Raw genomic sequence first — 17,889 nt, forward strand, 5'->3', positions numbered from 1 at the left:
AGGTGCGTCACCGGACGATGTCCGTCCAGAGCTCGGAGACGTCGGGCTCGGGCTCGCTCTGGGCGAACTCGGCGGCCGTGTTGACCTCGTCGCGCACACGCTTGTCGATCGCCTTGATGTCCTCCTCGGGGACGCCGTTGTCCTTGATGAGGATGTCGCGCACGTGCTCGATCGGGTCGCGCTTCTGGCGGTACTCGTTGACCTCGTCGCGCGACCGGTACTTCGCGGGGTCCGACATCGAGTGGCCGCGGTAGCGGTAGGTGAGCATCTCGAGAATGTAGGGGCCTTTGCCGGTGCGCGCATGGTCGAGCGCCTTGGCGACGGCGGCGCGAACGGTTTCGACATGCATGCCGTCGACCTGCTCGCCGGGAATGTCGAACGAACGGCCGCGCTGGGAGAGGTCGGTGGTCGACGAGGCGCGCTCGATCGAGGTGCCCATGCCGTACTTGTTGTTCTCGATCATGTAGACGACCGGGATCGACCAGAGCTTGGCCATGTTGAAGCTCTCGTAGACCTGGCCCTGGTTGGCCGCGCCGTCACCAAAGTAGGTGAGGCAGACGGCGCCGTTCTCGCGGTAGCGGTTGGCGAACCCGATACCGGTGCCGAGCGAGACCTGCGCGCCGACGATGCCGTGGCCGCCGTAGAAATTCTTTTCCACGGAGAACATGTGCATCGAGCCGCCCTTGCCCTTGGAGTAGCCCGAGGCGCGGCCGGTCAGCTCGGCCATGACGCCCTTCGGATCCATCCCGGTGGCGAGCATGTGGCCGTGATCGCGATAGCCGGTGATGACCTGATCACCCTCCTTCATCGCCATCTGCGCACCGACCACGACGGCTTCCTGGCCGATGTAGAGGTGGCAGAATCCGCCGATCAGACCCATGCCGTAGAGCTGGCCGGCCTTTTCCTCGAACCGGCGGATGAGGAGCATGTCCTCGTAGGCGCGCCGATAGTCGTCCAATGTGAACGCAAGATCGGTCTGGCCCGCCTCGTCCTTGTCCCTTGCTTTGGCTTCGACGGCCATAAGGCCCCTCCTGACGTCCCGCTTTTGAATTCAACCTAGACCACGGCTCGGCCCACGAAAAGCAGGCGAGCCGATTTGTCCGTGCGCGAATAGGCCGTGACGCGCGTCACGGCCAGGGCGCATCGGTGTGACGGTGGTCACCGTCCGCGCGGCCGCATGGTCCACGCCTCTGGCATTCACCGATGCCCCGCAAATATTCGACCGTACCGCAGTCCGCTGCGGAACGTTTTGACATTCCGGATTCGAGAGATTGGACCTTCATCATGGCAGCTTTTATCAAGTTTAGCGGTGTCGACGGTGCGCGCACGCTGACCGACACGGACACTTTCAACTTTGCCAAATCGACCACTCCCATCGCACAGGTCGAGTGGACCTACCAGCCGGTCGACGACGGCGGCATGACCGGAGTCCTGATTACCAGCTACGAGGAAGGACCGGACCAGGATCCGGGCCACATCCCGGCGCTGATGGCGGGCGACTTCGACCTCTTCTGATACCCTGCCCTGCGCTGGGCGACGACGGCCGGCCGGGCTCGCCCGGCCGGTCAGTTGCCGTGGGCGCTCATCAGCATGCCGGTCTTGGCGGCGGGCTCCGGCGACGGGTCGCGCTCGACGTTGAGAATCACGATCTCGTTGGGGTGCGCCATGTTGAGCTGCGCGCGGGCCCGCTCGTCCAACAGGTCGGCGTCGAGCGCGTCCACCCGCAGGCGGCGCACCCGGTCCTGCAAACGCTCGCGCTCGGCGACGAGGTGGGCGAGTTCCACGTCCAGCGTCGCCCGCTGCTGGCGCAGGACGTCGCGTGCCTCGTCGCCATAGTCGCCCCGACCGGATTGCCAGACGAAGTAGACTGACACGGCGATCAGAAGCAGCGGAAACAGGAAGAACGTGAAGCGGGATCGACGACGGTGGCGCGTGGGCATCGGCTAAGTCCGTGAACAGATCCAACAAACCACGTCCCGGCTTAACGACGCGTTTCGCTCGCCCCGCGCGGCCCGCCCTCGGCAGGGGGTGCGACCATTTTTACGCCGCCTCCTCCGAGGCTTGCGCTGCCGCCGCCATGCCGTGGCCGCCGCCCTCGGTCGCGAGGTAGGCCTCGCCGCACGCCTTCGCCAGCGCCCGCACGCGCCCGATATAGCCCTGCCGCTCCGTCACCGAGATGACGCCCCGCGCATCGAGCAGGTTGAAGATGTGGCTCGCCTTGATGGTCTGGTCGTAGGCCGGCAGGACCTGGGTGTGGCGCCCGCCCGCCTCGGCCGGCGCGCCCGCCGCCAGCAGCGCGGCGCACTCGGCCTCCGCGTCGCGGAAGTGGCGCAGCAGCATCTCGGTGTCGGCATGCTCGAAGTTGTGGGCCGAATATTCCTGCTCGGCCTGCAGAAAGACCTCGCCGTAGGACACCCGCGGCCCCGCCTCCGATTCGGCCACGTACGTCAGGTCGTAGACGTTCTCCACGCCCTGCACGTACATCGCCAGGCGCTCCAGCCCGTAGGTCAGCTCACCGGCGACGGGGCGGCAGTCGATCCCGCACACCTGCTGGAAGTAGGTGAACTGCGAGACCTCCATCCCGTCGCACCAGCACTCCCAGCCGAGGCCCCAGGCGCCGAGCGTCGGGCTCTCCCAGTCGTCCTCGACGAAGCGCACGTCGTGCCGCTTCAGGTCGATGCCGATGGCGTCGAGCGAGCCGAGATAGAGGCCCTGCAGGTCCGGCGGGCTCGGCTTCAGGATCACCTGGAACTGGTAGTAATGCTGCAGGCGGTTGGGGTTCTCGCCGTAGCGCCCGTCGCCGGGACGGCGCGAGGGTTGCACGTAGGCCGCCCGCCACGGCCGCGGGCCGAGCGCGCGCAGGGTCGTCGCCGGGTGGAAGGTGCCCGCGCCGACTTCCATGTCGTAGGGCTGCAGGATCGCGCAGCCGCGCGCGGCCCAGTAGGCCTGCAGCGCCAGGATCATGGATTGGAACGAGGACCTCGGGTCGGTCGGCGAAAGGTCCGTCGGGGAATGGTCGGCCATGGTGATCCCGTTGGGGTGCGTGCGAGGGCGTGCCGCGGCACCGCGTCCGGCACGCCACGTGGGCCGTTCCTAACCGCTCCGCGCGCCGTTTCAAGCCCGTTGTGTCGTGGCGGCGGCGCGCTCGGCAGGCGGGGCTACTTCACGCGCTCGGTGTCTTGCGCGCGGCGGTGGTCGTGGGCGGTGTCTTCGTCGTCGTCGTCGAAGAGATCGTCGTCGGCGAGGCTGCCGCGGACCGGAACCTCCAGCGTCTCCCCCGCCAGATGCGGGTGCCGCGGCCCGTAGGCCTGTTCGGCGCGCGTCTCCGGCTGGCGCGCCTTCGGCTCCCAGCGCGGTGTGATGAGGCCGGCGGAGATGACGAGCTTGGCCGCATCCTCGACACTCATGTCGAGCACCAGGATGTCCTTGCGCGGCACGAACAGGAGAAATCCCGAGGTGGGGTTCGGCGTCGTCGGCAGGAAGACCGAGATCGCGTCGTCGTCGTCGCCCAGTTTTTTGCTGATCTCGCCCTTCACGTCGGTCGCGATGAAGACCACGGCCCACAGCCCGCGGCGCGGATACTCCACCAGCCCCGCGCGGCGGAAGGTGTGGCTGCGCTCCGACAGGGCAGTCTCGAAGATCTGCTTCAACGCCGCGTAGACGTTGCGGATCAGCGGCATGCGGGCGAGAATCGATTCGCCCAGCTTGAGGATCGTGCGGCCGAAGATGTTGGCCGCCAGGAAGCCCAGCAGCACCAGTCCCACGATCGCCACCACGACACCGATGCCCGGCAGCGGGAACGGCACGTAGGTCTCCGGGTTCCAGGCGGACGGGATCCACGGCTTCACCACCCCGTCCACGAAGCTGACGAAGTAGGTGACGAGATAGACCGTGATCGTCAGCGGCGCGGCGACGATGACGCCGGTGATCAGATAGTTGCGCAACCGGTTGACGAACTTGCGCCGCCGCCCGATCCGAACCTCGCCCTGCTCTTCGTCCATTCACCGTACCCCACGCCACTCGGGGCCGCCGACCGCGCAACGCACCGTCGCGGAGGAACGCGCCCGTGCGCACACCGCACGTGCCGCGCACCCCTAAGTGGGCATATTTACTCGACTGTCACCGATTTGGCGAGATTGCGGGGCTGATCCACATCCGTGCCGTTGATGATGGCCGCATGATAAGCGAGAAGCTGCAACGGGATGGTCGCCACGACCGGTGCCACGAAGGCCGGAACGTCGGGCAGCACGATCAGTTCCTCGGCCGTGTCGCCGATGGCGTGGGCCCCGCGCGCGTCCGTCACCGCGATGATGCGCCCGCCCCGCGCATGCACCTCCTGCATGTTCGAGACGGTCTTGGCGAAGAGATCGTCGAACGGCGCGACGACGATCACCGGAAGCTCCTCGTCCACCAGTGCGATCGGCCCGTGCTTCAATTCACCCGCGGCGTAGGCTTCGGCATGGATGTAGCTCAGCTCCTTCAGCTTCAGCGCGCCCTCCATCGCCACCGCGTAGGACGTCCCACGGCCCAGGAAGAGCGCCGAGGTGGCCGGCGCCACGAGCCGCGCCACCCGCTCGATGGAGTGCTCCAGCGTCACCGCCTCGGCCACCAGCCGCGGCAGCTCGACCAGCGCCGAGACGAAGCCTTCCGCATCGAGCGGCGACAGCGTGCCGCGGTCGAGCCCCGCCTTGACCGCGAGGCACGCCAGCGTCGAAAGCTGGCAGGTGAACGCCTTGGTCGAGGCGACGCCGATCTCGGGCCCCGCCAGCGTCGGCAACACGACGTCGGCCTCGCGCGCCATGGTCGAGGTCGGCACGTTGACGACGGTCGCCAGCCTCTGCCCGCCCGCCTTCGCCGCGCGCAGGCCGGCCAGCGTATCGGCCGTCTCGCCGGACTGGGAGATGAAGAGCGCCAGATCGTCGGGCGAGAAGACCTGCGCCCGGTAGCGGTATTCGGATGCCACGTCGAGGTCGACCGGAAGCCGCGCCAACCGCTCGAACCAGTAGCGCGCCACCAGGCCGGCGAAGTAGGCCGTGCCGCACGCCGCGATCGACAGGCGCTGCATCTTGGCGAAGTCCACCGGGACCGCGCCCGGACGCAAGGTGCCGGCGCCGACGTCGATATAATGGCTGAGCGTGCGGGCGATGACCTCCGGCTGCTCGTGGATCTCCTTGGCCATGAAGTGGCGATAGTTGCCCTTCTCCGCCAGCGAGACCTGCATCGGCACCGGGACCGCCGCGCGCTCCACCGCGCTGCCGGCGGCGTCGTAGACCTCGACGCCGGACGGGGTCAGGATCGCGATGTCGCCGTCCTCGAGGTAGATGATGTCGTCGCAGAACGGGGCCAGCGCGATGGCGTCCGAGCCGATCATCTTCAAATCGGCCGAGAGGCCGACGGCGAGCGGGCTGCCGAAGCGCGCCGCCGCCAGCACCTGCGGCTGGCCGGAGAAGGAGAAGGCGAGCGCATAGGCGCCCTCCAGCTGGTCGAGCGTCGCCACCAGCGCCTCTTTCAGCTGCGAGCCGCTGGCGAGTTCGTGCGCCATCAGGTGGGCGATGGTCTCGGTGTCGGTCTCGGAGGTGAGGACGGCGCCCTCGGCCTCCAGCTTGGTGCGCAGGGCGCGAAAGTTCTCGATGATGCCGTTGTGGACGACCGCGACGGGCTCGGCGAGGTGCGGGTGCGCGTTGGCGTCGGTCGGCGCGCCGTGGGTCGCCCAGCGGGTGTGGCCGATGCCGGTGCCGCCGGTCAGCGGATGCTCGGAGAGACGCTGCTCCAGATTGCGCAGCTTGCCGGCGGCGCGGACACGCTCCATCCGGCCGTCACCCGCCACCGCGGCGATGCCGGCCGAATCGTAGCCGCGATACTCGAGCCGCTTCAACGCATCCAGAATCAGCGGCGCCGCGTCCTTTGCCCCGATGACGCCAACAATCCCACACATGCCCGGTCTCCGATCCTTCAGCGCGTCGCCCCGATTGCGCCGCCAGACCCGCACATCACCCGTTTCCATCCGCTGCGCCGCGCCGGGGCGCGTGCCGTCGGACGCAAGCGAATCGGTGCCGGTCGGCCGCGCCCCCGTCTAACCCAGGTGTGGGCTATTGCACTTCACATGGAGTTACAGAAGCCCCACCCTCCAGGCCAATCGGGGTCGGCGCGGCTCAGGCCTTGTCGTGGTCCACCGCGTCGTCGGCCTCGTCGGCGCGGGCCGAGGCACGGATGGCGGCCTGCTTGGCCCCCTCGGTCTCGTCCACCAGGTCGCTGCGAGGGATCGCCATGTGTCCGGGCGAGGCGAGCGCGGCCTCCTCCTCGGCGTCGAAGTTGTCGTCGACGATCTCGCTCTGGAGGTGGCTGCCGTCGTGCTCGCTGGCGGCGCGGGCCAGATCGTGGGCACCCTCGGTGTCGTCGGCGAACTCCGACTGCATCGGCTCCTGGCCGTGCTGACTGGCCTCGCGGGCATATTGGCGCGCCGAGGACGTCAGGTCGGCGAACTCGGTCTGCATGCCCTTGCCGGAGTTGCGCATGGCGCTTTCGGCCTCGGCGCGCTCCATCGCGTTCATCGTCGCCGGGTCGGGCTCGTGCGCCTGCGCACCGAAGACCCGCTGCAGCTGGTGGATGATGCGCTCCCTGATCGTCATGTCGGCCTCCCTGCCGGCGTGCTCAGAGACTGACACATGGTGCAGCCGGCCCGCATGACGACGGTCGCGGTACGAATTGGCGGCTCGGCGCGCTCGGCCGGCCCCGGCCCGGCTCAGGATTTGGGCTTGAGCGGCGAGCGGTCCGGCTTGGTCGCCTGTCGGCCGCGGGCGAGCGCCAGCGCGTTGGCGGGAACGTCCTCGGTGATCACCGACCCGGAGGCGACGAACGCCCCCTCGCCGATGGTCACCGGCGCGACGAGCGCGCTGTTGGAGCCGATGAAGGCGCCCGCGCCGATCTCCGTGCGATGCTTGGCGACCCCGTCGTAGTTGCAGGTGATCGTGCCGGCGCCAATGTTGGCGGCCGCGCCGACCACGGCGTCGCCGATGTAGGACAGGTGCGAGATCTTCACCCCCGGCGCCAACGCCGCGTTCTTCAGCTCCACGAAGTTGCCGATCTTCGACCCCGGTCCGACGCTGGTCCCCCCGCGCGAGCGCGCGAACGGGCCGACCGCGGCGCCGGGCGAGACCACCGTGTCGACGAGGTGGGTGAAGGCGTGGACCGTCGCCCCGTCCCCCACCCTGACGCCCGTGCCGAAGACCACGTTGGGCTCGATGAGGACATCCTCGCCGATCACCGTGTCGTGGCTGAAGTACACCGTCTCGGGCGCGATCAGGGTCGCCGTCTCCAGGGCGCGGGCGCGGGCGCGGCGCTGGAACTCGGCCTCCGCCTCGGCGAGCTGGGCGCGGTCGTTGACGCCCATCACCTCGGCCGGCGAGGCCTCCTCCCACACCATGTCGAAGCCCCGCTCGACGCCGATGGCGACGAGATCGGTCAGATAGTATTCGCCCTTGGCGTTGTCGGCGCCGATGCTCTCCAGCGCCTCGAGCGGGGCGCCGGCCCGGATCGCCATCACGCCGGAATTGCACAGCGTGACGGCGCGCTCCTCCTCGCTGGCGTCGCGCTCCTCGCGGATGGCGCGCACGTGGCCGTTCTCGTCGAGCAGCAGGCGGCCGTAGCCGGTGGGCGCGGCGGTGCGGAAGGCGAGCACGGCAAGGTCCGCCCCACCGACCACACGCTCGACCATGCGGTCGATCGTGGCGGCGGTGACGAGCGGGTTGTCGCCGAAGAGTACCACGACCGCGTCGAGGTCGGCCGCGAACGCCTCGCGCGCGGCGAGGACGGCATGGGCGGTGCCCTTCTGCTCGGCCTGGACGTGGAGGGAGAGCGCGTCGCCGGCGCGGCCCGCCGCCCAGGGCGCTTCCGGTCCGACGACGAGCGCGGCGCGGCTCACCCCCGCTTCGGCCGCGGCGGCGAGGACGTGGTCCACCATCGCCCGGCCGCCGACCTTGTGCAGCACCTTGGGCGTCTTGGAGCGCATCCGCGTTCCCTTGCCGGCGGCCAACACCACCGCGAGCGCCTGCGCCATCTGCCTCTCTCCATCGCACGCTGTCTCCTTCTCCCACCACCTTGCCCGCGGCACGGCAAGGAGGGCGCGGCGGTTTTTTCGCGCCGTCCACGTGGCAGAGACATTATTTGAACGGCGCGCGGCGATCGGCTACCGGGGGACGGCCCTGCGGAAGGAAGCTCCATGCGTCGACCGATGCGAATGCCGGCCCGTCCCCTGCTCGCGCTCGCCCTGGCGCCGGCGCTCGTCGTCCTCGCGCTCGCCAGGCCCGCCGCCGCGTTCGAGCCGACCGGCAACGCCGTCGCCGACGGGTTCCTGCGCATCGTGGAATCGGGCGGCTTCGCCGACGTGGCGATCGCCGGAAGCGGCCACAACGAGAAGGGCACCGTGCTGACCGGCCTGACCGCCAGCGCGCCCGGCCGCAACGAGCGTCTCGCCATCGGCACGGTGGTCATCGTCGGCGGCATGGTCGACGGTGCGAACGCCCTGCGCGCCGAGGTGATCCAGTATGCCGACGTCGCGATGACCAACATCGGCGACGGCTCGGTCTCGCGGGCGACCGCGCTCACCATCACGCCGGCGCGACTGCCGCTGCGCGAGGCGGGCGCGTCCTGGCTGGCGACGGTGCTGGGCGAGTTTCAGCAGCTGGTCCTCGAGGGGCTGGCGGCGCGGCCGGCGACCGGCAGCGCCGTCGCCGTGGAGCGGATCGAGGTGGTGCGGGAGGACGACGCCGACCCGGCCGCCGGCCGCATCGCCTTCCAGCGCGCGCGGGTGGACGCGGCCTTCTTCCAAGGCGGCGCCTCCACCGTTCTGACCGACCTCGGCTACGACACGCTGACCCTCAGCGGCACGCTCGCCGGGCGCTGGAACGCGGCCGACGGGGCGACGGAGCTGGCGCAGCTGGCGATCGCCGCCGGGGACGTCGGCGCCGTCGTGATGTCGGGCTCGGCAAGCGGGCTCAGCGGGCCGCGCCTCGCCGCGCTCGGCCAAAGCCTCGGCTCCGTCTCCGTCATGCTGCCGCTCCTCCAGGAGGTTCGTCTCACCGCCCTCACCCTCGCCTTCCGCGACGGAGGCCTGACCGAACGACTGCTGGCGCACGCCACGGCGACCTCCGGCGCGTCGACCGACGCGGTGCGCGAGCGGATCGTCGACGGCGTGGCGCGGGTGGTCGCGCTGGTGGGGAGCGAGGGCCTCACCACCCAGGCGACCGACGCCGCGCGCCGCTTCCTCCTGGAGCCCGGCACGCTCACGATCGCGGCCGAGCCGGCCGAGGCGGTGAGCCTGGCGCAGATCGTCGGGGGAGCGCTCCTGAAGCCGCAACTCCTCCCGCAGCTCCTCAACCTCTCGATCACCGTCGAGCCGTGAGCCACATCCTCGACGTTCCGGGACTGAGGCTCGGCCACGCGAGCGACGCCGCGCGGCGGACCGGCGTCACCACCGCGGTGTTCGACCAGCCGGCGACCGCGGCCGTCGCCGTTCACGGCGGCGCGCCCGGCACGCGCGAGACCGATGCGCTGGACCCGGCCCGCCTCGGCCCCGGCGTCGACGCGATCGTGCTCACCGGCGGGTCGGCGTTCGGCCTCGCCGCGGCGGACGGGGCCATGCTGGCGCTCGCCGAGATGGGCCGCGGCTTCGCGGTGCGCGAGCACCGGGTTCCGATCGTCCCCGCCGCGGTGATCTTCGACCTGTCGGGCGAGCGGCCGGACTATCGCACGCTCGGGGAAGCCAGCGTCGCCGCCGCATTCGCCGCGCCGGACCGGACGCTCGGCACCATCGGCGCCGGCATCAACGCGATGACGGCCGGGCTGAAAGGCGGCTTCGGCGCCGCCTCGGCGCGGGTCGGCGGCGGCACGGTGGCGGCGTGCGTCGTCGCCAACGCGGTCGGCTCGGCGGTGGCAGCCGACGGACCCTGGTTCCGCGCCGCCCCGTTCGAGGTGGACGGCGAGTTCGGCGGCCTCGGCGCCCCGCGCGAGGCTGATTTCGCCACCGTCACGACCAAGCTGGGCGCCGCGATGCGCACCAACACCACCATCGCCCTCGTCGCCACCGACCTCGCCCTGACGCGGGGCGAGGCGCACCGCCTCGCCGTCGCCGCCCACGACGGCATCGCTCTCGCCGTCTGGCCAGCGCACACCATCATGGACGGCGACACGGTGTTCGCCGCCAGCACCGGGCGCGCCCCCGCCCCCGCCTCTCTCGCCGAGACCGTCGCCCTGCACGCGGCGGCGACGCGCTGCCTCGCCCGCGCCATCGCCATCGCGGTCCATGCCGCCTCCCCCCGGCCCGGCGATCGCTTTCCGACATGGCGCGAGCGCTTCGGCTGAGGCACCGACCGAATGCCTTGAAGAAAGGCACGACTAATTCATTGACACATTTCCCGAGTGCCGTTGTCATGGCGGGATACCTGCCCCCCGGCAGCTCGGCCGGGCGCAGACGTCCTTTGCGCGCCCCCTCCGCGCCCCGCTGCTCGACGAGGCCCAAATGCAATATATCCGCGAACTCTTCGACTATATCGGCGACTTCACCTGGGGGTGGTCGCTGATTCCCTTCCTCGTCGTGCTGGGGGTGTTCTTTACGCTCTCCTCGCAGTTCGTCCAGCTGCGGTTCTTCGGGCGCATGTTCGGCGTCCTCACCAAGACCGAGCCGAAAGACGGGCACATCTCCTCGCGCGAGGCGCTGCTGGTCTCGGTCGGCGGGCGCGTCGGCGGCGGCAACATCGCCGGCGTCGCGGTGGCGATCACCCTCGGCGGGCCGGGCGCGGTGTTCTGGATGTGGGCGATCGCGCTGGTGGGCATGGCGACGAGCCTCTTCGAGTGCTCGCTCGCCCAGCTCTTCAAGCGCACGGAGGCGGACGGCAGCTACCGCGGCGGACCGGCGCAATACATCATCTACGGTCTCGGGCAGAACTTCCGCTGGCTGGCGGTGCTCTACGCGATCTGCCTCATCGCCGCCTTCGCATTCGGCTTCAACGCCTTCCAGGGCAACACCGTCGCCGGTGCGTTGCAGGAGAGCTTCGGCCTGTCGCGGCTCTATGCGGGCATCGGCTTCGCGATCCTCACCGCGCTCGTCGTGTTCGGCGGCATCCGCCGCATCGCCAAGGTGGCCGACGTCGTCGTGCCGGTGATGGCGTTCGGCTACATCGGCCTGGCGCTCGTCGTCATCCTCATCAACCTGCCGTCGGTGCCGGGGGTGATCGGCAGCATCCTCTCCAACGCCTTCGGCTTCACCTCGGCGGTGGCCGGCGGGGTCGGAGCGGCGGTGGCGCAGGGGCTGCGGCGCGGGCTCTTCTCCAACGAGGCGGGCCTCGGCTCGGCGCCCAACGTGGCCGCGATCGCGGACGTGAAGCACCCGGTCAGCCAGGGGGTGGTGCAGTCGCTCTCGGTCTTCATCGACACGATGGTGATCTGTTCGTGCACCGCGTTCATGATCCTGCTGAGCGACGTCTATCAGCCGGGCGCGGACATCGACGGCGTGGTGCTGACGCAGCAGGCCCTCTCCAGCCACTTCGGCGACTGGGCGAGCTACTTCCTGTCCCTCGCGGTGCTGCTCTTCGCCTTCTCCTCCATCATCTACAACTACTATCTCGGCGAGACGGCGCTGGCCGTGTTCACGGAGGGGCGCACGGCGCAGCTGGTGTTGCGCCTCATGGTGATCGCGCTGGTCTTCATCGGCGCGTCGGCGGAGGGCGCGACGTCGGTCTTCTTCTTCTCCGATCCGCTGATGGGCGTGCTGGCGCTGGTCAACCTGATGGCGCTCCTCATGCTCTTCCCGATCGGGCTCAGGATGGTGCGCGACTACACCGCCCAGGTCCGCGCCGGGATCGACAACCCGGTGCTGAACCCGGCCGACTACCCGGAGCTCTCGCTGGACGAGACCGCGTGGCCGGCGGTCGGCGACGCGGCCCCGCCGCCCCCCGGCACCGCGACCGCCGCTTCGGCCTGATGCGGCGGGCGCGTCCCGCCCCGCCCCGTCCCGCCCCGGCAAGGCGGCGGGCGGTCGGCTCACCGCGGGCCGTGCCGCCGCTCGGCTCATCGTCTCGCTGGGCGTCGTCTCGCTGGGCGTCGTCTCAGAGGTCGTCGTCGAGGTAGCGCTGGAGCGTCGCCTCGACACCGGCCTCCTTCAACGAGGCCAGCGCGGCGGCGAAGCGCTCCCGCAGCACCGGCGCGGAGCCGAGTGCACCGTAGATCTCGCTCTGGCCCAGCCACGCGGCGGGATCGGTCTGCGCCGCGCGTGCCACGGGTTGCAGGCGCTCCCAGTTTGGGTCGTTGGGCGCGATGGCCTCGCCGGCCTCCGTCTCTCCCACGCAGTACCGGCACCATAGCGCCGATTCCAACGCCAGGCCGGTGATAGACCGCCCCTCGGCGATGCGGTCCGCCAGGGTCGGCACGATGAATTTGGGCTGCCGGTTCGACCCGTCGAGGCACAGGCGGCGCACGGTGTCGCCGATCTTCGGATTGGCGCAGCGGGTCTCGATCAGCCGGGCATAGTCGGCAAGGCTGGTGCCCGGTACCGGCGGGACGGTGGGGATGATCTCGTCACGCGTGATCTTGGCGAGGAACGCCGCGATCGACGGGTGCGCCATCGCCTCGTGCACGTAGGTGATTCCGAGGAGCCCGGCCGGATAGGCGATCACCGCGTGACCGCCGTTGAGGATGCGGATCTTCATCAGCTCGTAGGGCGTCACATCGGCGACGAACTCGACGCCGACCTCCTCCAGAGCCGGGCGACCCGAGGGGAACGTGTCCTCCAGAACCCACTGCGTGAAGTCCTCGCAGAAGACTGGCCAGGCGTCCTCGATACCGAAGTTCTCGGCGCACAGGCGCCGCTCGCGCTCGCCGGTGGCGGGGGTGATGCGGTCCACCATGGCGTTGGGAAAGGCCACCTCGCTGGCGATCCAGCTCGCGAGGGCGGCGTCGTGGAGCCCGGCGGTGCCGACGACGGCGGCGCGCGTCACCGAGCCGTTGTGGGGGATGTTGTCGCAGCACATGACGGTGAACGGCGCGGTGCCGCTGGCGCGCCGGGCCGACAGCGCCGCCGCGATCAGGCCGAAGACGGTGCGCGGCGCGGTGGGCCGCTCGCCGTCATGGACGATGTCGGGATGTTGTGGATTGAAGACACCCGTGGAATCGACGAAGTAGCCGCCCTCCGTCACCGTCAGCGAGACGATGCGCGTCTCGGGATCCGTCAGCCGGGCGAGGATCGCGGTGGTGTCGCCGATGGGAAGGAAGCCGACCATCGGCGCCGTCACCCGTGCCTCGCTGGCCTCGGCGGACTGCTCGACGACGGTGGTGAGGAGGTCCTGCCCCGTCAGCGCCTCGCGCATCTTCTGGTCCCCGGCCATCACGCCGGCGCCGACGATGCCGAAGTCGTGGTCGCGCCCCATGGAGAACAGGCGGTCGAGGTAGACGGCCTGGTGCGCGCGGTGGAAGTTGCCGATGCCGAAGTGGACGATGCCCGGCTTCAGCGCCGCCCGGTCGTAGCGCGGTGTGGCCGCGGATCGGATCTGGGGCAGCGTGGCGGCGGACAGGCGGATCATGACGGGCTCGCGGCTGATCGTGGAGATGGGCACGGCAGATCTAGCGCGCGGGGACGGCGCCATCCACGCCCCCCTGCGGCGCACCCGGCCGAGGCGGTCATCTAGATCGCCAGCCCCTCGGCGTCGAACTTGTAGATCTTGTCCGGCGACGGGGTGAGGTAGACCCGATCGCCGTGGTGGACGCCGAACTCGCCGTCCGAGCGGGCGGTGACCGTGCCGATCCCGTCGACGGCGACGTGCAGGAAGGTGTCGGATCCCAGATGCTCGGAAACGCTGACGGTGCCGGTCCACTCGCCCTGATCGGTCGACAGGGTGATGTGCTCCGGCCGCACGCCGATCGAATCGGCGCCGTGCTTCGAGGCCACGGCGCCATTGATGAAGTTCATCTTGGGCGAGCCGATGAACCCGGCGACGAACTTGTTCTTCGGCGCGCGGTAGAGGTCGAGCGGAGAGCCGACCTGCTCGATCCGCCCGGCCGAGAGCACGACGATCTTATCGGCCATCGTCATCGCCTCGACCTGATCGTGCGTGACGTAGATCATCGTCGTCTCGAGGTCGTTGTGGAGCTGGCTGATTTCGAGGCGCATGTTGACGCGCAGCGCCGCGTCGAGGTTGGAGAGCGGCTCGTCGAACAGGAACGCGGCCGGCTCGCGCACGATGGCCCGGCCGATGGCGACGCGCTGGCGCTGACCGCCGGAGAGCTGGCCCGGCCTGCGGTGGAGATAGTCGGTCAGGTTCAGCGTCGCGGCGGCGGCCTTCACCTTGGCGTCGATCGTCTTCTTGTCGATCTTCGCCATCTTCAGCGGAAAGGCGATGTTCTTGGCCACCGTCATGTGCGGATAGAGCGCGTAGGACTGGAACACCATCGCGAGCTTGCGCCGGGCCGGGGGCGTCGCGGTCGCGTCCTGCCCGTCGATCATGATCTGGCCGGAGGAGACGTCCTCCAGTCCGGCGATCAGGCGCAGCAGCGTGGACTTGCCGCAGCCGGAGGGGCCGACGAAGACGACGAACTCCCCGTCCTCGATCTCGAGGTTCAGCGGCTTGATGACCTCGACCCCGCCGAACGACTTGGTGACGTCTTTCAGGATAATCTGTCCCATGACGAACCCTACTTGACCGCGCCGAAGGTGAGACCGCGCACCAATTGCTTCTGGCTGAACCAGCCCAGGATGAGGATCGGCGCGATCGCCATCGTCGAAGCGGCGGAGAGCTTGGCGTAGAAGAGCCCCTCGGGCGAGGAGTAGCTGGCGATGAACTGGGTCAGCGGCGCGGCGTTCACCGTGGTCAGGTTCAGCGTCCAGAAGGCCTCGTTCCAGGCGAGGATGACGTTGAGCAGCAGCGTCGAGGCGATCCCCGGCACCGCCATCGGCACCAGCACGTGGACGATCTCGGAGCGCATCGTCGCCCCGTCCATCCGCGCCGCCTCCAGAATGTCGCCCGGAATCTCGCGGAAGTAGGTGAAGAGCATCCACACGATGATCGGCAGGTTGATCATCATCAGGATGAAGATGAGCGCCACCTTGGTGTCGAGGAGGCCGGCGTTGAGACAAAGAAGATAGATCGGCATCAGCACGCCGACGGCCGGGAGCATCTTGGTGGAGAGCATCCACATCAGGATGTCCTTGGTGAACCGCCCCGGCACGAACGCCATCGACCACGCCGCCGGCACCGCGATGACGAGCCCGCACAATGTGGAGCCCAGCGAGAGGACGACCGAGTTCCAGAAGTGGCGGAAATAGTCGGACCGCTCCTGCACCGTCTCGTAATTCTCCAGCGTCCAGTCGAAGAACAGGAACGAAGGCGGCGAGGCGATCGCCTCGCCCTCGGTCTTGAAGCTCGTCAGGATGGTCCACAGGACGGGGAAGAAGATCGCCAGGCCGATCGCCCAGGCGACGACGGTGATGGCGATCTTGCGGCGGGGGGAGACGGCTCTGGCCATGGTGCGCCCCCTACAGGTCGAGGTTCTTGCCGATCATCCGCATCAGGAAGATCGCGACGATGTTGGCGAGGATGACGGCGATGATGCCGCCGGCGGAGCCGGAGCCGATGTCCTGCCCCACCAGCGCCTCGAGGTAGACGAGATAGGTGAGGTTGGTGGTGGCGTTCCCGGGGCCGCCGTTCGTGGTGACGAAGATCTCCGCGAAGATGCCCAGGAGAAAGATCGTCTGGATCAGGATGACCACCGTGATCGCGCGCGACAGGTGCGGCAGGACGATGGAGAAGAACTTCGCCAGCGCCGGCGCGCCGTCCATCTCGGCCGCTTCCATCTGCTCACTGTCGAGCGACTGCATGGCCGTCAGCAGGATCAGGGTCGCGAACGGCAGCCACTGCCAGGCGACGATGATGATGATGGATAGCAGCGGGATCTCGGAGAAGAAGTCGATCGGGGTGAAGCCGAACACCTTGGCGACGTAGGCGAAGAGCCCGTTCACCGGGTTCATGAACATGTTCTTCCACACCAGCGCGCCCACCGTCGGCATGACGAAGAACGGCGCGATGACGAGGATGCGCACGATGCCCTGCCCGAACATCGGCTGATCCAGCAGCAAGGCGAGGAGCACGCCGCCGCAGATGGTGATCAGCAGGACGCCGCCCACCATCAGCAGCGTGTTGATCATCGAGGGCCAGAAGGCCGGCCCGGTGACGAAGTACTCGTAGTTCCCCCAGCCGACGAACGGGGTCATGGAGGGATCGTAGAGGTTGTAGGCGAGCGTCGAAAAATAAATCGTCATCGCCAGCGGCACGATCATCCAGCCCAGAAGCAGGACGACGGCCGGCGACATCATGATTTTCGCGGCGGCTCGGGTATGTGTGGTGGCCATGGCGCGCGCCCTCGCGGGGAGAAAAAGGGCGGGCACCGCGGCGCCCGCCCCAGTGGTTCACCGAGCGCTTCTTAGGTGGCGCCCGGCGAGCCGGTCATTTCGGATAGCCGGCGCGGCTCATCTGCCGCTCGGTCAACGACTGGGCGTTGGCGAGCGCGCGGTCCACGTCCGTCGTCCCGGCGAGTGCGGCGGAGAACTGCTGGCCGACCGCGGTGCCGATGCCCTGGAATTCGGGGATCGCGACGAATTGCACGCCGACGTAGGGCACTTCGTCCACGGCCGGGTTGTTCGGGTCCGCGGCCTTGATCGATTCCAGCGTCATCTTCGCGAACGGCGCGGCTTCGATGTAGGCGGGGTTCTCGTAGAGCGAGGTGCGGGTGCCCGGCGGCACGTTCGCCCAGCCCTCCTCGGAGGCGACCAGCTCGAGATATTCCTTCGACGTCGCCCAGGCGATGAACGTCTTGGCGGCCTCTTCGGCGTCGGTCGACTTCGGGATCGCCAGCGACCAGGCCCACAGCCAGTTGGAGCGCTTGCCGAGGCCATTGTCCGGCGCCAGCGCGAAGCCGACCTTGTCGGCGACCGTCGATTCGGCCGGATTGGTGACGAACGAGGCGGCGACGGTGGCGTCGATCCACATGCCGCACTTGCCGGACTGGAACAGCGCCAGGTTCTCGTTGAAGCCGTTGGAGGAGGCGCCCGGAGGCCCGGCGTCGTTCATCAGGTCGAGATAGAAGGTCAGCGTCTCCTTCCACTCGGGCTGGTCGAACTGGGCCTTCCAGTCCATGTCGAACCACTTGGCGCCGAACGAGTTGGCCATGGCCGACAGGAAGGCCATGTTCTCGCCCCACCCGGCCTTGCCGCGCAGGCAGATGCCGTAGATCTCGTTGTCCTTGTCGGTGATCTTGCGGGCGGCGTCGGCGATGAACTCCCAGGTCGGCGCGTCCGGCATGTCGAGCCCGGCCTCCTCGAAGAGGTCGGTGCGGTACATCACCATGGAGGATTCGCCGTAGAAGGGCGCGGCATACAACGTGCCGTCGACCGAGAGGCCGCCGCGGATCGCCGGCAGCAGGTCGTCGGTATCGTAGCCTTCGGGCAAATCGTCGAGCGCGACGAGCCAGTCCTTCTCGGCCCAGATGGGCACCTCGTAGGTGCCGATGGTCATCACGTCGAACTGACCGCCGTCCGTGGCGATGTCGGTCGAGACGCGCTGGCGCAGGGTGTTCTCCTCGAGCGTCACCCACTCGAGGTCGATGCCGGGATTGGCTTCGGTGAAATGGTCCGCGAGCGCCTGCATGCGGATCATGTCACCGTTGTTGACGGTTGCGATGGTAACGGTCTGCGCCTGGGCGGCGATCCCGAGGGCGAGCACCGACGACGCGCCGATCAATAGCGACGAAAGCTTCACGGTTATCCTCCCAGGGACCGATGACATACGGTCCTAATTTTTACGCAGCGTGCCGAAGGGACAGGCGCCCTGTCAACGGCAGGCATGCGCA

16 protein-coding genes are annotated in these 17,889 nt (G+C 69.0%); 4 read left to right on the forward strand and 12 right to left on the reverse strand.

Translation table 11 applies throughout. The features are described from left to right. Nucleotides 1-7: 7 nt before the first annotated feature. Entirely contained in the window at nucleotides 8-1,021 is a 1,014-nt protein-coding gene (gene pdhA, locus MRB58_RS22725) for a pyruvate dehydrogenase (acetyl-transferring) E1 component subunit alpha (protein ID WP_244779426.1), read from the reverse strand. A gap of 263 nt (nucleotides 1,022-1,284) precedes the next feature. Between pdhA and MRB58_RS22730 the strand changes: the two genes are divergently transcribed. Continuing rightward, entirely contained in the window at nucleotides 1,285-1,515 is a 231-nt protein-coding gene (locus MRB58_RS22730) for a hypothetical protein (RefSeq protein ID WP_244779427.1), read from the forward strand. A gap of 50 nt (nucleotides 1,516-1,565) precedes the next feature. Here the strand turns inward: MRB58_RS22730 and MRB58_RS22735 are convergent, their stop codons facing one another. The 6 genes from MRB58_RS22735 to glmU form a co-directional block, all read right to left on the reverse strand. Beyond that, on the reverse strand, nucleotides 1,566-1,940 hold the full coding sequence (locus tag MRB58_RS22735; protein WP_244779429.1) for a septum formation initiator family protein: 375 nt from the start codon (nucleotides 1,938-1,940) through the stop codon (nucleotides 1,566-1,568). 100 nt (nucleotides 1,941-2,040) lie between these two features. After that, a complete protein-coding gene (locus MRB58_RS22740) occupies nucleotides 2,041-3,024 on the reverse strand; it encodes a glycine--tRNA ligase subunit alpha (protein ID WP_244779430.1) in 984 nt (327 codons plus the stop codon). Between the two features lie 134 nt (nucleotides 3,025-3,158). After that, nucleotides 3,159-4,001: a DUF502 domain-containing protein gene (locus MRB58_RS22745; RefSeq protein WP_244779431.1), complete on the reverse strand. Its 843-nt coding sequence runs from the start codon at nucleotides 3,999-4,001 to the stop codon at nucleotides 3,159-3,161. Nucleotides 4,002-4,108: 107 nt separating this feature from the next. Further along, a complete protein-coding gene (gene glmS, locus MRB58_RS22750; protein ID WP_244779432.1) occupies nucleotides 4,109-5,935 on the reverse strand; it encodes a glutamine--fructose-6-phosphate transaminase (isomerizing) in 1,827 nt (608 codons plus the stop codon). Nucleotides 5,936-6,152: 217 nt separating this feature from the next. Beyond that, nucleotides 6,153-6,629 (reverse strand): hypothetical protein, encoded by a 477-nt coding sequence (locus MRB58_RS22755; protein ID WP_244779433.1) that lies wholly within the window; start codon nucleotides 6,627-6,629, stop codon nucleotides 6,153-6,155. Nucleotides 6,630-6,742: 113 nt separating this feature from the next. Next, nucleotides 6,743-8,056, reverse strand: coding sequence for a bifunctional UDP-N-acetylglucosamine diphosphorylase/glucosamine-1-phosphate N-acetyltransferase GlmU (glmU, locus tag MRB58_RS22760; RefSeq protein WP_244779434.1), 1,314 nt, complete (start codon nucleotides 8,054-8,056; stop codon nucleotides 6,743-6,745). A 180-nt stretch (nucleotides 8,057-8,236) separates the two neighbouring features. Here glmU and MRB58_RS22765 point away from each other — a divergent pair, with 180 nt between their 5' ends. The 3 genes from MRB58_RS22765 (at nucleotide 8,237) to MRB58_RS22775 (ending at nucleotide 11,977) form a co-directional block, all read left to right on the forward strand. Next, the gene (locus MRB58_RS22765; protein WP_244779436.1) at nucleotides 8,237-9,400 is read left to right on the forward strand and encodes a hypothetical protein; all 1,164 of its coding nucleotides are present in this window, start codon (nucleotides 8,237-8,239) and stop codon (nucleotides 9,398-9,400) included. Continuing rightward, on the forward strand, nucleotides 9,397-10,359 hold the full coding sequence (locus MRB58_RS22770; RefSeq protein WP_244779437.1) for a P1 family peptidase: 963 nt from the start codon (nucleotides 9,397-9,399) through the stop codon (nucleotides 10,357-10,359). Before MRB58_RS22765 ends, MRB58_RS22770 begins: the two co-directional genes overlap by 4 nt. 157 nt (nucleotides 10,360-10,516) lie before the next feature. Next, complete coding sequence (locus tag MRB58_RS22775; protein WP_244779439.1) at nucleotides 10,517-11,977, forward strand: sodium:alanine symporter family protein; 1,461 nt, start codon at nucleotides 10,517-10,519, stop codon at nucleotides 11,975-11,977. Between the two features lie 124 nt (nucleotides 11,978-12,101). Here MRB58_RS22775 and MRB58_RS22780 read toward each other — a convergent pair whose 3' ends face one another. From MRB58_RS22780 to MRB58_RS22800, 5 genes are all read right to left on the reverse strand, one after another. Continuing rightward, the gene (locus tag MRB58_RS22780; RefSeq protein WP_244782086.1) at nucleotides 12,102-13,571 is read right to left on the reverse strand and encodes a mannitol dehydrogenase family protein; all 1,470 of its coding nucleotides are present in this window, start codon (nucleotides 13,569-13,571) and stop codon (nucleotides 12,102-12,104) included. A gap of 101 nt (nucleotides 13,572-13,672) precedes the next feature. Continuing rightward, complete coding sequence (locus tag MRB58_RS22785) at nucleotides 13,673-14,671, reverse strand: ABC transporter ATP-binding protein (protein WP_244779441.1); 999 nt, start codon at nucleotides 14,669-14,671, stop codon at nucleotides 13,673-13,675. An 8-nt stretch (nucleotides 14,672-14,679) separates the two neighbouring features. Next, nucleotides 14,680-15,510 carry a carbohydrate ABC transporter permease gene (locus MRB58_RS22790; protein ID WP_244779443.1) on the reverse strand — a complete coding sequence of 277 codons (831 nt, stop codon included), beginning with the start codon at nucleotides 15,508-15,510 and terminating at the stop codon, nucleotides 14,680-14,682. 10 nt (nucleotides 15,511-15,520) lie between these two features. Then, on the reverse strand, nucleotides 15,521-16,393 hold the full coding sequence (locus MRB58_RS22795; protein WP_244779445.1) for a carbohydrate ABC transporter permease: 873 nt from the start codon (nucleotides 16,391-16,393) through the stop codon (nucleotides 15,521-15,523). Nucleotides 16,394-16,487: 94 nt separating this feature from the next. Next, nucleotides 16,488-17,798 (reverse strand): sugar ABC transporter substrate-binding protein, encoded by a 1,311-nt coding sequence (locus MRB58_RS22800; RefSeq protein WP_244779447.1) that lies wholly within the window; start codon nucleotides 17,796-17,798, stop codon nucleotides 16,488-16,490. Nucleotides 17,799-17,889 lie beyond the last annotated feature (91 nt).

Origin of the sequence: Acuticoccus sp. I52.16.1 (assembly GCF_022865125.1) — a bacterium.
In the GTDB taxonomy this organism is placed as follows: domain Bacteria; phylum Pseudomonadota; class Alphaproteobacteria; order Rhizobiales; family Amorphaceae; genus Acuticoccus.